Here is a 16,378-nt window from a genome sequence, read left to right on the forward strand (position 1 = left end):
TTCTATAATATTGATATGTTAGCTAAACTAAAAAATGTTATCATTTAATATATTAAGCTTGACTATCACTATCAAGGTTTAAACATTCTATTCCTAGTTATGATTATAAATATCAACAGGTTGTTGTGATTTTAAATATCTTTATATTTTATAAATTTAATTGTCAGATAAATGCTAAATAAGTATTGATTGATACCAGTATATTTAAAAATTAAACTTCTATAATTAAACAACAGTTATAATTAAACAATAGTAACTCTTAAAGTGAAATAATAACTAAAAATTTTATCTATTCTAGAAATGAAAGTAAGAATGACATATAAAAACAGAATAATAAATAATAAATAGCTTAGATTAATTTTTTAAAAAATATAGAAATATTGAACTAATTTAATATAGAATAAAATATATTTAAATAAAAGCTTTAACCTCAACAATGACAATTAAAAGTAAATATTTTTTAAATTATTGAATAAATATTATACAAAGTACTTAGAAAAATAAAGTCTAAGATTAACAGTATCTAATTGCAAGCAATCAAGAAAAAATAGGTGCTATAAAAAACTAACTTCTTGACAAAAGTATTAATCAGGGGGCATTTTTATCCTTAAAATATAAAAATTATAGATATTCGACATATTAAATCAATTACTATCTCTACAGACTTTACAATAAATTATTAAGAATGTAAACAATAACAATATAACTTCTAGTAAGAATACTTAAGTAAATAACGTTAATTTAACGATAATTGATGGCTATTTGTTTACAATTAATTAATTGATTTTTTATGATATGATTAATATTATCTAATAATAATTTTAAAAAAACTAATATTATCTAAATAAAAATTAGGTAGATATGATAAAAATTATTCACTTATCTGACATTCACCTTGGTAGTGGACTTACCTATGGACATCTCAACCCTAAAACAGGTTTAAATACCCGTTTTGAAGATTTTATACAAACATTAAGTCTATGTATTGATCGAGCATTAGAAGAAAAAGTTGATCTTGTGCTATTTGGAGGAGATGCATTTCCCAATGCTACTCCTCCTCCTTATGTTCAAGAAGCTTTTGCCTTTCAATTTCATCGTCTGGCTGATGCAGATATTCCTACAGTATTATTAGTCGGAAATCATGATCAACATTCTCAAGGCGATGGAGGTGCAAGTCTTTGTATTTATCGAACATTAGAGGTTCCAGGTTTTATTGTAGGGGATAGTCTTAAAACAAGTAAAATATTGACTAAAAATGGAACAATTCAGGTAATAACTCTACCTTGGCTAACCCATTCTACTCTGGTGACTCGTCGCAAAACTGATGGCTTATCTTTTGAAGAAATTCAGCGTTTATTAATTGAGAGTTTGACTTTAGCTTTGGAAGGAGAAATTCGTAAACTTGATTCAAAATTTCCGACTATTTTATTGGGTCATCTAATGGCAGATCGCGCTAATGTTGGAGCAGAAAAGTTTCTCGCTGTTGGCAAAGGATTTACCATTCCTATGTCTTTATTGATTCGTCCTGAATTTGATTATGTTGCTCTTGGCCATGTCCATAAACATCAAAATTTAAATCCTACTAATGATCCTCCAGTAATCTATTCAGGTAGTATTGAACGGGTGGATTTTAGTGAAGAAAAAGAGAACAAAGGTTATATACTTTTAAAAGTAACTAAAGAACAAGTTGATTGGCAATTTATCCCTCTCCCTAGTCGTAATTTTTATTCTATCAATCTTAATGTTTCCGAAGAATCTGATCCTCAACTGGCCATAATTAAAGCTATTCGAAAAAAAACTATAAAAGATTCAGTAGTACGATTAATTTATAAACTTCGTTCTGAACAATTAGAATTAATTAATACAAGAGAGATTTATGAAGCATTAAAAGAGTCTCATAGTTATACCATTAGACCAGAATTAATAAGTCAACTATCCCGTTCTCGTTTACCAGAATTAGGAGCAGGAAACACGCTAGATCCCATATCTGCTCTACAAGCTTATCTAGATAATAAAGAAGATCTCAAAGATATCGTTAAAGATATGTTAGAAGCAGCTGAACCTTTATTAAATAATGACGATCCCAATTTAGGTTTATCAGTCAAACAGACAATTTTACCATTGAGTGAACAATAGGTATTTAAATTCAGTTAACGGTAATTTAATTGATATCTAACTAGTCATAAATACTAAGCTCAATAAGTATCAAAAGGCTCAATTCCCCTTTTTTTGTACTTTAGGACGGGGAAATTTAGAAGTGGTGGAGAAGTGTTTTATTGGTTCATTAGCCATTGCTTGTTTCATAAAGTCTCGCCAAATAGGAGCGGCATTACCACCTCCTGTTACTCCTCGCCCTAAAGTACGGTTAGCATCATCTCCTACCCAAACTGCTGTAGCCAGTTGAGGAACATAGCCTACAAACCAAACATTACGTTCTGAATCTGTAGTTCCTGTTTTACCTGCGGCAGGACGATCAATCTTAGCGGCTCTTCCTGTTCCACTTGTAATAACTCCCTGTAAAACTGCCGTTAAGTTAGCCGTCGCCCAGGGATCTAGAACTAATTGGGGTTTTGGAGTGTTGTCTAATAAAACATTACCGAGACTATCTGTAATTCGAACAATAGCCGTGGGCTTAGAGTACCAACCATTATTAGCAAAGGTGGCATAGGCTCCTGCCATTTCTAAGGGAGTGACATCTCCAGCCCCTAAGGGAAGAGAAGTCACTGCTTGTAACGGACTTTTAATACCTATACGACGACAGATTTCAATAACTTTACTGACTCCAACCTTACTCCCTATAATTACTGCTGGAACGTTACGCGATTGTATCAAGGCTGTTCTAATTGGCATAGGTCCCTTATAATTCCCTCCATAGTTTTTAGGGCTATAAGTATTTTTTCCATCACGGAAACTTACAGGATTATCATTGACAATGGAGTCGGGAGTAAATTTACCACTAGCAAAGGCAGTATAGTAGACAAATGGTTTAAAAGAAGACCCAGGTTGGCGGCGAGACTGTGTAGCACGATTTAATTGACTTTTGTTGTAATCAACTCCTCCCACAATCGCTTTAATAAAATGAGTACGAGGATCAACGGCAACTAAAGCAACCTGTAGATCTTTGGCAGAAATTCCCCATTGCCGTAGGTTACGATAACCCTTTTCCACACTCTCTTTAGCTTTAAGCTGAAGATAATAGTCAACGCTAGTTTGAATTCGCATCCCCCCTTTTAATGTAACTTCCTGTCCGAATTTATCTTCCAACTCTTCCATAACAGTGTCAGTCACGTAGGGCAGTTTGCTGTTCTGCCATGCCGTGGGCTTACCTATTCCTAAAGGTTCTTTTTTAGCGGCTTCAGCTTTTTGAGCAGAAATCCATCCTAGATCCCGCATTCTGTCTAACACCATTGCTTGTCTTTGTTTGGACTTGGAGTAGTTAACGAAAGGGCTGTAGGTCTCTGGAGCTTGAATAAGTCCAGCCATCAAAGCTGATTCAGCTAAGTTTAACTCAGATGCTGGTTTATTAAAATAACTTTCGGCTGCAGTTTGCGCCCCATAGTTATTGTGACCCCAATAGATGTTATTGAGATACATTTCTAGAATTTTATCCTTGTCAAAAACCTGTTCTACCCGAAGAGAAAGAACTGCCTCAGAAAGTTTGCGGTTAAAGGTCCTGTCTGTTGACAAAAAGATATTTTTGACTAACTGCATAGTGATGGTAGATGCTCCTTCTACTACACCACCACTTTTATAGTTCACCCAAAGTGCACGAGCAATACTTGTAAGGTTAATTCCGTGGTGATAATAAAAGTGACTATCTTCAATCGCTAATACAGCTCTTTTTAATTCAGGAGACATATAGTCCAGGGTGATCACTTCTCGGTTAGCTTCCTCGTGAAGTCTTGACAGGAGCCGTCCTTTGATATCGTAGATATAAGTGGTTTCTGGTGGGGCATAATTATTTAGACTCCGAACGTCTGGGAGGTTACGAAAGCTAATAGCAAGTCCAACAAGCCCTCCTGCAACTATAGAACTAGTCAATAAAGAGAGGCTGAGGACAGTCCCTCCAGCCACCTTTATCACCCCTTGCCTAAAGGAGGCTTTAGGCGAGGGGGGCCTGTTTGGATTGGTTTGTTGTCGAATAGTGCTAGACGACACGATAGTTTTACTTCCTCACTCCGAGTATAAGTTTATGATATTAGCGGGAGACCTGGCATAAACAAGGTTTTTTATAAGTGGCTTATAGGAATTTGGCCGAGATTCAATCCCCTAGTCTCATTTATTATGCCCTATACCCGAAATAAATTCCTAGTATTGTGTCTGCATACAAAATTTTCTACCATGTCAAGCAAGTTTTTTTAATGGGGGGTTTAATCATGTCCACTGTGACAATTTCAGTTCCGGCAACGACAGCTAATTTGGGACCAGGGTTCGATTGTATCGGAGCTGCTGTCAACCAATATAATTGCTTTAAGTTTAGTCCTATTGAGACGGAGACCTCTGATTTGGTTATTACTATAACGGGGAAGGAAGCCTCAAGAGTGACTTGTGATCACACCAATTTAGTTTATAAATCTTTCCTTAAATTCTATCAATATCTGGGACAAACACCTCCTAAGATTGCTATCAACATTGAATTAGGGGTTCCTTTAGCTAGAGGGTTGGGGAGTTCGGCCACGGCTATCATTGGTGGTTTAATGGGAGGAAATCAGCTAGCTGGTGAACCTCTTTCTTTATCCGAGATTATGAAATTAGCAATCACTATTGAAGGTCATCCTGATAATGTGGTTCCTGCTTTACTAGGAAATTGTCAATTATCCGTAGGGAAAGCAGAAAATTGGCAAATTTGTCCTATTGCTTGGCATCCTGATTTAATTCCTGTAGTAGCTATTCCGGATTTTGAACTATCTACTAAGGAGGCAAGAGCTGTTTTACCTGCCCATTTAAACCGCGATGATGCCATCTTTAATATTGCCCATCTGGGATTATTGATTAAAGCATTGGAGACAGGAAATCAAGACTGGTTAACGATGGCGTTGAATGATAAACTCCATCAACCTTATCGTCAAACCTTGATCAAAGGCTTTAATTCTGTAAAGACAGCAGCTCTATCTGTGGGAGCTTACGGGGTTGTTATTAGTGGAGCAGGACCTACAGTCATTGCCCTAACTTCCGCTGATTACGCCGATAGAGTATCCTCCGCTATGACTGATGCATGGATGCGTATAGGGATTAAGTCCAAAGCGCAACCACTATCGATCGATCTAGATGGTACTAGGGTTATTATCTAAGACAATGCGGATGGCGAGACTTGAACTCGCATGGCTAAAGCCACACGCCCCTCAAGCGTGCGTGTCTACCGATTCCACCACATCCGCATAATGATAGCTTATATATACTATCATGATCAAGGGCTAAAATACAAGAGCATCTTAAACCATTTCTCAAATCTTCTAATTAGTTATCAGGGAAAAGAAGAAAAATCAAGAAAATGTTAAAAGAAGAGGCTAAGGTTGACCCTCTATCAAAGAACCCTGTCATAATCTTTACACAGGGGACCTTGTATTTATCTCAAACCAAAGAATCATGAGCATTTCCATCAAACAATTATGTGTCTATGTTGCATTCCTTACTGTAGGTGGCAGTCTCGGATTGTGGAGAAGTCATTACACAAATCAACCTTTGAGCACCCAGACGGTTCAAAGCTCTCCAGTGGTTCCCAAAAACCTAACCCCTTTATATTTTCCCTCTAGATCTTCGGGATTAAATAATCTTAATTTTATTGCTAAAGCTGCCCAAAAAGTCGGACCAGCAGTAGTTCGTATTGACTCGGCTAGATCAGTATCCAGTAGTATTCCAGACTCTTTTGAGAATCCTTTATTTCGTCGTTTTTTTGGAAAGGAGATTCCGATTCCAAAGGAACATATTGAACGGGGAACGGGCTCAGGATTTATTCTTAGCGAAAATGGACAACTATTGACAAACGCCCACGTAGTTGATGGAACAAAACAAGTTAAAGTGACTTTGAAAAATGGTCAAATCTATCGGGGACAAGTATTAGGAATTGATAAGATGACTGATCTGGCTGTAATAAAAATTGGAGCTACGGATCTGCCAACAGTTAAATTGGGAACGGCTGAGAATTTACAACCTGGAGAATGGGCAATCGCTATTGGAAATCCCTTGGGATTAGATAATACTGTGACAGTAGGAATTATAAGTGCTTTGGGGCGTTCAAGTTCGGAAGTTGGAGTTCCCGATAAGCGATTAAGATTTATTCAAACTGACGCAGCCATTAACCCAGGAAACTCAGGAGGTCCTCTTCTTAACTCTCATGGGGAAGTAGTGGGGATTAATACAGCAATTCGTGCAGATGCTCAAGGATTAGGGTTTGCTATTCCCATTGAAACAGCCCAACGGGTAGCCCAACAATTGTTTGTTAAAGGGAAAGCTGATCATCCTTATTTAGGTATCCATATGGTTACTTTAGATAAAGAGTTACAAAAAGAACTTAATCAAGAGAATAAATTGGATTTCGAAGTTACTGAAACTAAAGGAATTTTAGTAGTTCGTGTAGTGAGTAATTCTCCCGCTGCTGATGCAGGTTTTCAGCCTGGAGATATCATTTTAAAAGTTGGAGGTCAATCAGTAGAAACTGCGACAGATGTCCAGGAACAAGTCGAGTTAAGTTCTATCGGAAAAATTCTTAACATAGAGGTAATTCGTCAAGGAAACCCTCATCCTGAAACTTTAGTCGTATACCCAGAATCTTTCCCCATCAATAATTAATATTCAATATTTTCACTATTATTTAATGGTGGATTGTGGTAATTTAAAATATTCCAGTTTATTGTTTATACTTGCCTAGTCCACCTTATGGTATTTAGATTTGATATTTAAGCAAAATATAGTTAGATTTACAATTATCGTAGATAACAAACACTAATAATTAAACAACGACAATCACTTAATAGGTAAGTATAATATGATACTTACTCATTTCTTAACTTTAAATTCCAAAGGAGTAATTAGAGTAAATAAGTATAAGCAATCAGTTAATTCGTCAGATTAATTAGATAAGTACACTTTATTATTCATTAATCGCTTCAAAAATAAATACTGACTACTTGAATATTTTATATATTATTTCCAATAACATTAAATTTTATATTAATAAATATAACTAGTTAAAAGTATTATCCACAAAGCTTTAAAAATATTTTTTAACGTATATTAGTCTATAAATAATTAGTACTAAATCTTTAAAAATTAGTGTTACTATAAGATTGATAACAAGTTTTGATATAAAAAATTTATTAGGAGTCTAATTTAATAAACTATGAGGAGTAATCACTATAGAAATGTTTTTACCAATTCAAATTTTTAGTAAGGTAATTCGAAGAAAAAAATACATTTTTAAGATTTAGACTGGGGTTTATATTTACAGTACAGCTCTCAATAAATACTGCTGAATCCTCTGCTTATCTTTTCATATAACTTATACTTTAAATCAATCAATAAACTAAACATATTGTAGTGGTTTATAAAGTGGATATAAATCAGATTAAATTCAGCAGTTCAAAAGCCTCCAAGATATTGAGTTTGCAGTCAAGAACTTTAAATTTTTCAAAAAATTTTTCAAAGTCTTTAATTTAACCCAGATGATTACTATTATTTTTTTATTTACTTGTCTTAGTTGATGAAGTTTTTTTATTTGTTTTGCAAGGAGTGGTTTTGAGAAAAATAGGAACCGTAAAATGAAATTGACTTCCAAGATCTTTCCCCTCTGATTCTGCCCAAATTTTGCCACCCCATCCTTGGACAATCTGGCGGCAAATAGCTAAACCTAATCCAGTTCCTCCTGTACTACGTCGTAATGCCCCTTCTTCTTGATAAAATCGATCAAAGACTGTTTCTAAACAATTGGGCTCGATCCCTCTCCCCGTATCGGCTACAGTAACTTCTAAACTATTAGAATCTGTGCTATTGACTTCGATGGTCACGTTTCCTTTAGAACTGGTAAATTTACAAGCATTGTCGAGTAATTTAGCTAACAATTCCACTAGCCATTCCCCATCTACTTGAATTAAGGGAAGTTCAGAAGTTACTAAATTTTTAATATTAGGTAAATTGCTATTTCGGTTACGGGACCTAACATTACTTAGAGATAGTTCAACACATTCAGCTAAATTTAAGGGTTCAGTATGCCATTTCACTCGTCCACTTTCTAATTGGGAAAGAGTCAGAAAATCTTGGACTAGCTTGCACATGCGTTCAGTATCTTGTAAGGCGGTATTGAGCATTACTTGACGCAATTCGGGGGACATATCAGGCTCTGTAGCTAAGCTTTCTAAACAAATTTGAATAGTAGATAAAGGAGTACGTAATTCGTGTCCAGTAATAGCTACTAAATTAGAACGGGTGTGATCAAGAGCTTCAAGTTGTTTATTAAGGTCTTGTAGATTAGCATAAGCTTCTGCTTGAATTAGAGCAACACCAATTTGAGTAGTAATTGCATTAACCAAAGCCACATCTTCATCTCTCCAGTCCGCAGGATTCGGTCCACAGTGATGTAACTCTAACATTCCTAATAGTCTTCCTCTATAAAGAATAGGAACTAGTAACCAAGATGAAATTGAACACTTAATGATAAGGTTTTGAAGAGATTTTAAATCCGAATTAGACTTTATTTTATTGAAAATTCGTGGATCATTATTTGCATCCTCAACCATCAAAGCGTCACGTAACTCTATTACTTCTTGAAATAAGGGATTATTGTGTAAAGGCCAAGTTTTTCCTTTAAGGGAAGTAATACCAGCACTTAAAAATTCATGTTGAATTGTTACTGTAGAATCAGTTTCTTGACAACGGTAGACAAGACAACGACAACCCCCCAAACCTTCCCCTAGTTTCTGAACAGCTAAGTGTAGAATTTCTTCAGGATCCAGTGAACGTCGAATAGCACTTGTAACCGAGTTAATCAGACGTTCTTTATGTTCTTTAGAAGCTAGAGAACGGTTGGCCTTGAGTAGTTCATATTGACCAGCTTGTAGATAGCTAACTAGACGTTGTACAAAGGGCTCAGGGTATCTATCAGGACAATCCCATGTCGAATTATTAATCTCTTTTTGCTTAAGATTTTCCTCTCTTTGTTTCAAGATGGTTACTGGTAAATACTCCTGACGAGCTTGCTTGATTTTTGTTTTTAACTCTGGTCTATAGGTAAGAATACGCCGTAATAAAGTGTCTGCAGCATGTTGACTAACTTGACGATCAAATGTCCAAATTCCGTCAAAACGTCGGCTATTATCCATAGCTGAATCAACATTATTATAAGTATCATTATGATTTATTCCAATACGTTCTTGACACACTAAACAGCTTGCATAATCCTGAGCAATAACGATTAAATTCCATTCTTGAACCAAACTATCAGTTGATTCAAAGGCGATCTTTTCATAAAGCTCAGAACTATTTTTAAAGTCAATTTCAGGGACAGTCAATACATAAACCTGATTTGTTTTTTGAGCAATTCGCCGATACCGTTGGGCTTCTTGCCGATAAAATCGTTCTTTTTGAAAACTAGCAATAACTAGAGGATAACCTGAGCCGGCTAAGATTTGATCTTCTATAGCATGAGATAAAGCTGTCAAGGAAGCCTTGAAATACATTTGAGGTCGCCAATAGGGAAAAATTTGCAACAGTTCTGTTAAAACTGATATTGAGTTGCTCATCGATGTCTTTTTGATATCTCCTGGCAAAATCGATGTCATACTGCCCTTATCGCCTTTATATTGCAATTAAAGGGCTTTAAAGAATGGTATTAAACTATAAACAGGAAGTCTATATTTACAGTTACCCCTCATTGTAACTGGATTACTATAGTGGCTAACAATCATATCACTAGGATTCACTGAACTCTATGTCCATAACCTAGATCAATTATTTTGTCCTTAAGCTTTATTTAGAGACTATTCTTTTAAAGAGAATTAAAATATTCTCGTTGTTAAATCTATGAGTAGTCCTAATTTAGGAGGATTTTTCATTTAGCCTAGAAGATATATAATTACTCTTCAATTAAATACAAATTCCAGTATGGCTTTCTATCTTTCTACTCCAAGAACTTTTTCTGCACACTTTTGCTTTTAACACACTCTCAAAATAGCTAAATCTTCTTAAAATTTTTTCGAGACGATAATACTTGTTGAATTGATACTTTCATGACTTTAATATTGAAATTTTAAAAAAGTTGTCATTATTTTTTAATTTTTTATGTGAAATCAGATAATTCATCAGTAGTGATCATAAATATCAAGAAAAACTGACAGAATAACTTCCCAAAGCCTGATAAATTCGTCAATGACCTTGCAAATTAACGATCTTACCCCTTGACTATTTCCCCTAGTGTTTTGTTACATGAAATTGAACAAACGACCCCTATAGTATGAATTTTATGAGTCAACCGTTATTTACATATAATTCTTCAGACTTTACTAAGAACTATATATAGTCCAAATTATAGGAGAATATATCTCATGGCACAAGAGCAACTACTGTTAGAGAAGATGACCTTTAGACAGCTACGTAGAGCAGCTAGTAAATATAATATTCCTCGTTATGGCAGAATGCGCAAAGCACAACTATTATCTGCCCTAAAACAACAACTTCAAGAACAAACTGTTCAACAACCAAAAATAAAAAAAACAATAATAAATCCAACACTTGTTAAGGAGAAACAAAGAATGGAAGCATCTAAATTTGAAATAGGTCAAGATAACATTGTAGAAAGAATTTTATCATCTGTGGATAACGAACTTAGTGATCCATTATCACCTGCAGATGACGAACTTGGTGATCCATTATCATCTGTGGATAACGAACTTAGTGATCTATTGTCACCTGTAGATGACGAACTTAGTGATCCATTATCATCTGTAGATGACGAACTTAGTGATTTACCTGACGGTTATGGAGAAAGCCGTATTGTCATTTTGCCCCGTGATCCACAATGGGCTTATGCATACTGGGATGCCCCCAACAGTTCTAAAGAAGAATTACGTCGCCAGGGAGGACAGCAGTTAGCTTTACGTCTTTACGATGTAACTGATATTGATCTTAATTCTCAAAGTCCCCATAGTGTCCAAGAATACCTCTGTGATGAATTAACACGGGAATGGTACTTATCGATTCCGGTAAGTGATCGTGATTATGTTCTCGATATTGGTTATCGTTGCTTCGATGGACGCTGGTTAATTCTCGCTCGTTCAGCGTCTGTTCATATCCCCCCTATTTACCCTTCTGATTGGGTAGAAGACATATTTGTTACCGTCAATTCCAATCAAGAACTCCAAGACAAGATGGTTTACAATTTGGTGTCTCCTGCTCACCCTAAAATGACACTAGGTAACAGCCTTGTCTATAACGAAACTTTTGACACAGCAAAAGGAGTGAACAAAACTTTTGATACAAAAAAAGGAGTGAACAAAACTTTTGATACAACAAAAGGAGTGAACAAAACTTTTGATACAACAAAAGGAGTGAACAAAACTTTTGATACAACAAAAGGAGTGAACAAAACTTTTAATACAGCAAAAAGAGTAGAAGATAAGTGCATAGAAGATTACGTGTTCGGTTCTATACAACACGTCGCAGGATCGGAGGTTAACTCCTATGTTCATCAAGAAGTAGTTAGTTCTTATGTCTTTCCCCCTGGCATCGGAACGTGGGCAGTTCCCTCTGCTTCCGGACTGAATCCTTCTAACATGTCTGGTGTAGGATTAGGAGTTTCTGTTTCTGCATCGTCTGAAAATCCTCGTAAGTTTTGGTTAGTGGCTGATGCTGAGTTGATTGTTTATGGGGCTACTGAACCTGATGCCACTGTTACCATTGGAGGCCGACCTATTGAACTAAATCCTGATGGGACTTTCCGCTTTCAAATGTCTTTCCAAGACGGTTTGATTGACTACCCTATAATGGCTGTAGCTGTTGATGGAAAACAAACCCGTTCTATTCAGATGAAGTTTAATCGTGAAACCCCAGAAAATATTACTAACACAAGGGAAAAGTCCGTCTTGGATTGGTTTTCAATTTAGTCAATAGTCCGAGACGATAATTAATCACTTTGTTTATTTGTCTATTTGTCTATATTCTTACAAGTTAGCCAACTTGACTGCTCCTGGTAAGTTTATCAGGGGCCTATTATTGAATAATAAAGAAACTAAGAATTTCTTTAAAAGAAGACTATCTACTCAAAATTCTATATTAAGATGGAGACAATATTAATTTTTTTTAAGAAATGTCGATTCCAATTTTAGTATTTGATGTGGCTTTAGTTGCCTGGTCACTTCACTTGATGCAAGAGGCAGTTGACCAACAAGAATTCTCTTTAATGCTTGCAGGAATTTTAGTAGCTATGTCCGCTGTGGCAATGCTGGTAGTGTATTTTCTAATGGGGAATTGTTTAAGTTATCTAATTCAAACTCATTGAGACATCCGAAAAATTAGGACACAACTACATATTGCTTTTGAATATGACAAATATAATATATGATAATTCATTTTCTACTCTAGCAAAAGTCTGTTATTTAACACGTCTATCATATTTAATTTAGTTATGGTGTTATATTTTAATCAAGTTACTAAATACAATATCTAAAGTATTTTCTAGTAGGGGGTAATTTTGTCTGGCTCAAATCTCAGGAAGTTTGCATAAACCTTAAATTAATAATCTCAAATAATTAATATTAGAGCCAGATGAAATTACCCCATCAACGATGGCAAGTTGCTGCTCCTAGTCCCAAACGAGTTATGCAGCTGGTCCAAACAACAGGGCTATCTCCTCTAATCGCCCAAGTCATCATTAATCGGGGTATTGAGACTCCCGGTGCTGCCGAAATATATCTTAATCCTGAAGTCCAAACTCTTCCTTTACCTTGGGAAGAATTTCCTGATTTAGAAATCAGTGTGAAACTCTTAAAAGATGCGATCGTCACAAAGAAAAAAATTACCATTTGTGGGGACTATGACGCCGACGGAATGACTAGTACCGCCCTGTTATTACGCGCGTTAAAACACTTAGGGGCTGATGTTGACTATAAAATTCCTAATCGAATGAAAGATGGTTATGGCATTAATGAACGTATTGTGGAAACTTGTGCCCATGAAGGAGTGGGGTTAATTTTAACGGTAGATAATGGGATTACAGCGTATGAACCAATTCAACTAGCAGTAAAATTGGGGCTAAATGTGATCATTACTGATCACCATAATCTTCCTAAAAAATTACCTCCAGCCAATGCGATTTTGAATCCTAAATTGTTAAGAGAAACTTCTCCTTATTATGGATTAGCAGGAGTTGGTGTGGCTTATATTCTAGCAGTGACAACAGCTCAAAATTTAGGGTTACTCAAAGGCTTAGTAGACCCATTATTAGAACTATTCACCTTAGGAACCATAGCAGACCTAGCCCCCCTCGTTGGGGTTAATCGACGTTGGTTAAAACGGGGTTTACGTAAGCTTTCTCAGTCAAAATTAGCAGGAGTTCAGTCCCTTATGCAAGTTGTCGGAATCAGTGAGGAACAAAAACAACTTAAACCTGATGATATTGGGTTTCGCTTAGGTCCAAGAATTAATGCAGTTGGACGTATTGGTGAGCCTCAAATAGCAATTGAGTTATTAACTACTGATGATTGTGAAACCGCACTAAAAAGAGCAATGCAATGTGAACAAATTAACAGTAAACGTAAGTTTATGTGTGAAAAAATTGAACTAGAAGCCATTAATTTAGTAGAAAATACCCCAATCTGTTGGAAACGTGATCGCATTTTAGTGGTAATTAAATCTCAATGGCATCATGGAGTTATCGGCATTGTAGCCTCCCGTTTGGTGGAACGTTACGGAGTTCCAGTTTTCATTGGAACTTATGAACAAGATTCGAGTAAAATCAGAGGGTCTGCACGAGGGATTAAAGAGTTTAACGTAATTGAAGGATTGAATTTTTGTCAAGACATTTTAGAAAAATATGGAGGACACAAAGCCGCAGGTGGATTCAGCTTGTCAGCCGGCAAATTAGAAACTTTTAAACAGAGATTGAGCACTTTCGCTCATCAATGCGTAAAAGAACAACATCTCAAACCTTTAGTGATGATTGACTCTCAAGCTGATTTTAAACAATTAACTATTAACTTATATCAGTCTATAGATCAACTACAACCCTGGGGAATTGGAAACAGTACTCCTGTTTTTTGGACTCCTGATGTTTATATTGTTGAACAGAGAATAATAGGCAAAAATCATCTTAAATTAGGTATTTCTCAGGAAGATTGTAATCAAGTAGAGATGAGAGGTATTGCTTGGCGCTGGGGTGAGTATTTTCCATTACCTAAACGAGTTGATATTGCCTATAAGTTAACGGAAAATCGCTGGTATGGTAATTCTAAAATTGAATTAGAAATCGTAGGAATACGGTTGCCTTTATCTCCTTTATATACTCTGAATCATGAACTAGAAATCTTTCAATATCAAGGACGAAACTACCAATGTAGTTTTTCAGCCCATGAGAAAGAATTAAGAATCAAGAATAGTCAAGGAAAGATATTATCTGTTAAAAAAGGGCAACGAAAAGGATGGTTAGGAACGGAGAGAGAAAACTCTCAGCAAGTTGATATTACCCAACCAGCTTACTTTAATCTAATTAAAACAGCTATGGAAGTTTTAGGTTTATGATTTCTCAATTTATTCCAATTATGTTGCGTTAGGCAACTCAATTATCATTTGATACGATTCAGAGTTCAGGTTGAATTGCGGAAATAAAATATATAGTCTTTTAAGTTAATACCTAATATTTTTTAATAAAGTATAAAGAAAAAAGATTAAAGAACAGTATTTAGTTATAATCTTCATCAAGTGGTTGATTTCACAGTTTTTAAGGAACACTTATCTATCAAGAAGTGAGTTAACTAATTTTCAAAGGTAAGTGGGTGAGGATACACAAAACTATTTCGGATTATTATTCCTGATACATTATTTTAGATTCCTGTATTTGTAGTTTCCTTAAAAAATTGCTTGTTTTTAAACTCTTATAAAGAGATCATATCCATGTCCATAACCTTAAATGATGCTAATATCAAAGCTGCTTTAGCTGTCATTGACTCTGATGGAGCTACCCTAAATGAAAAAATTGAGATGTTGATTGAAATGGCTGGAGGGCTACAGAAAAAGCCTAAAAGTCCTCAACAACTCGAGAATGCAATTTTCCTTTACAATCGGGGCTTAGAACTATGCACTCCCGATTATCCTTTACTGCAGGCAAGATGTTTATCTGGGATGGGAACTGCATTACGAACAATTCCCACAGAAGGAGAAATACTACTCTTGGAAGCGAAAAATGCTTATGAAACTGCTCTTCCTATACTTGAAAAACATGCATCTCTTGAAGAAGTTGCTGAGCTACACATGAACATGGGAGTCGTGCTACAAGAATTAGTCCCCTTTCAAAAAGCAACTATGCAAGATGCTATAAAAGCTTATCAGAAAGCAGCTAAAATATTTACTGGAGAGAATTATCCTCAAGAATTCTCTGTATTACAAAATAACATTGCAATTGCATATCTCTCAATGCCTCTAGCCCTAAACAAAGAAGAAATGCGTCAGGCTATTGCAGTTCAATCTTTTGAAGAGGCCTTGAAATGGGTTACGTTAGTCAATTATCCTAACGAGTATGCAATGTTAAAAAATAATCTTGCTAATGCTCTACATCATCTTCCGACTGCTCATCCAATAGAAAACAACTTGAAGTCTCTAGCTGCCTACGATGAAGCTTTAAAAGTTCGTAACCTTCAAGATACCCCTATTGAATGGGCTAACACAATCTCAAATAAGGCAAGCGTTCTATCTAATTTACCTGACGATGTTGAACATGTCGAAATAGGTAATTATAACAATCTAATGCAGGCTAAGAGTTACTATCAAGAAGCCAAAAAAGTGTTTAGTAAACATGGACAATGGAAACAAGTGGAAGTTGTAAAAAATGCGTTAGAAGGTTTAGAAATGCGACTTGAGAGTCAATACAGTAGTTCAACTTGTTCAAAGGAGCTTAATTCACATGACTGAGATTTTGAGTAACTTGGGAGTTAATCCAACCTTTTATAGTCTTTTCGTGAACCTAAAAATAGGAGAGATAAACCTCGAAACAGGATTACTTTGGTTGGCAATATCTATGATAATTTCTATCATTGGTGGAGCTATTGGCGGAATGTTATTGGCAGGGAAAGATATTGGCTATCAACTGTCGGCTATGCTAGGGAGTTTATTAGGTCCTGCTGGAGTTATTCCAGTTGTTACTGTTGGACTTGTTTTTTTGAAATATCACATTATATAA

The 16,378-nt window shown here is 35.6% G+C and carries 10 protein-coding genes and 1 tRNA gene; 8 read left to right on the forward strand and 3 right to left on the reverse strand.

The features are described from left to right. Positions 1-861 precede the first annotated feature (861 nt). Positions 862-2,136 (forward strand): exonuclease subunit SbcD, encoded by a 1,275-nt coding sequence (gene sbcD, locus OXU93_RS03775; protein WP_267384557.1) that lies wholly within the window; start codon positions 862-864, stop codon positions 2,134-2,136. Positions 2,137-2,214: 78 nt separating this feature from the next. On the opposite strand, the gene OXU93_RS03780 is transcribed toward sbcD, so the two are convergent. Further along, complete coding sequence (locus OXU93_RS03780; protein WP_267384558.1) at positions 2,215-4,158, reverse strand: transglycosylase domain-containing protein; 1,944 nt, start codon at positions 4,156-4,158, stop codon at positions 2,215-2,217. A gap of 218 nt (positions 4,159-4,376) precedes the next feature. Here OXU93_RS03780 and thrB point away from each other — a divergent pair, with 218 nt between their 5' ends. Continuing rightward, positions 4,377-5,291 carry a homoserine kinase gene (gene thrB / locus OXU93_RS03785; RefSeq protein ID WP_267384560.1) on the forward strand — a complete coding sequence of 305 codons (915 nt, stop codon included), beginning with the start codon at positions 4,377-4,379 and terminating at the stop codon, positions 5,289-5,291. A 5-nt stretch (positions 5,292-5,296) separates the two neighbouring features. Here the strand turns inward: thrB and OXU93_RS03790 are convergent. Further along, positions 5,297-5,378, reverse strand: a tRNA-Leu gene (locus OXU93_RS03790). 208 nt (positions 5,379-5,586) lie between these two features. Here OXU93_RS03790 and OXU93_RS03795 point away from each other — a divergent pair. Next, on the forward strand, positions 5,587-6,789 hold the full coding sequence (locus tag OXU93_RS03795; RefSeq protein ID WP_267384561.1) for an HhoA/HhoB/HtrA family serine endopeptidase: 1,203 nt from the start codon (positions 5,587-5,589) through the stop codon (positions 6,787-6,789). Between the two features lie 890 nt (positions 6,790-7,679). Here OXU93_RS03795 and OXU93_RS03800 read toward each other — a convergent pair. Then, complete coding sequence (locus OXU93_RS03800; protein WP_267384782.1) at positions 7,680-9,734, reverse strand: DICT sensory domain-containing protein; 2,055 nt, start codon at positions 9,732-9,734, stop codon at positions 7,680-7,682. An 801-nt stretch (positions 9,735-10,535) separates the two neighbouring features. Between OXU93_RS03800 and OXU93_RS03805 the strand changes: the two genes are divergently transcribed. The 5 genes from OXU93_RS03805 (at position 10,536) to OXU93_RS03825 (ending at position 16,378) form a co-directional block, all read left to right on the forward strand. After that, positions 10,536-12,092, forward strand: a complete 1,557-nt coding sequence (locus tag OXU93_RS03805) for a DUF4912 domain-containing protein (protein WP_267384562.1) — start codon at positions 10,536-10,538, stop codon at positions 12,090-12,092. 203 nt (positions 12,093-12,295) lie between these two features. Beyond that, positions 12,296-12,487 carry a hypothetical protein gene (locus OXU93_RS03810; protein ID WP_267384563.1) on the forward strand — a complete coding sequence of 64 codons (192 nt, stop codon included), beginning with the start codon at positions 12,296-12,298 and terminating at the stop codon, positions 12,485-12,487. A gap of 266 nt (positions 12,488-12,753) precedes the next feature. Further along, positions 12,754-14,724 carry a single-stranded-DNA-specific exonuclease RecJ gene (gene recJ / locus OXU93_RS03815; RefSeq protein WP_267384565.1) on the forward strand — a complete coding sequence of 657 codons (1,971 nt, stop codon included), beginning with the start codon at positions 12,754-12,756 and terminating at the stop codon, positions 14,722-14,724. Between the two features lie 372 nt (positions 14,725-15,096). Beyond that, positions 15,097-16,110 (forward strand): hypothetical protein, encoded by a 1,014-nt coding sequence (locus OXU93_RS03820; protein ID WP_267384567.1) that lies wholly within the window; start codon positions 15,097-15,099, stop codon positions 16,108-16,110. Further along, positions 16,103-16,378 (forward strand): hypothetical protein, encoded by a 276-nt coding sequence (locus OXU93_RS03825; RefSeq protein ID WP_267384569.1) that lies wholly within the window; start codon positions 16,103-16,105, stop codon positions 16,376-16,378. Before OXU93_RS03820 ends, OXU93_RS03825 begins: the two co-directional genes overlap by 8 nt.

This window comes from Cyanobacterium sp. uoEpiScrs1 (assembly GCF_947331815.1).
Lineage (GTDB): Bacteria > Cyanobacteriota > Cyanobacteriia > Cyanobacteriales > Microcystaceae > Rippkaea.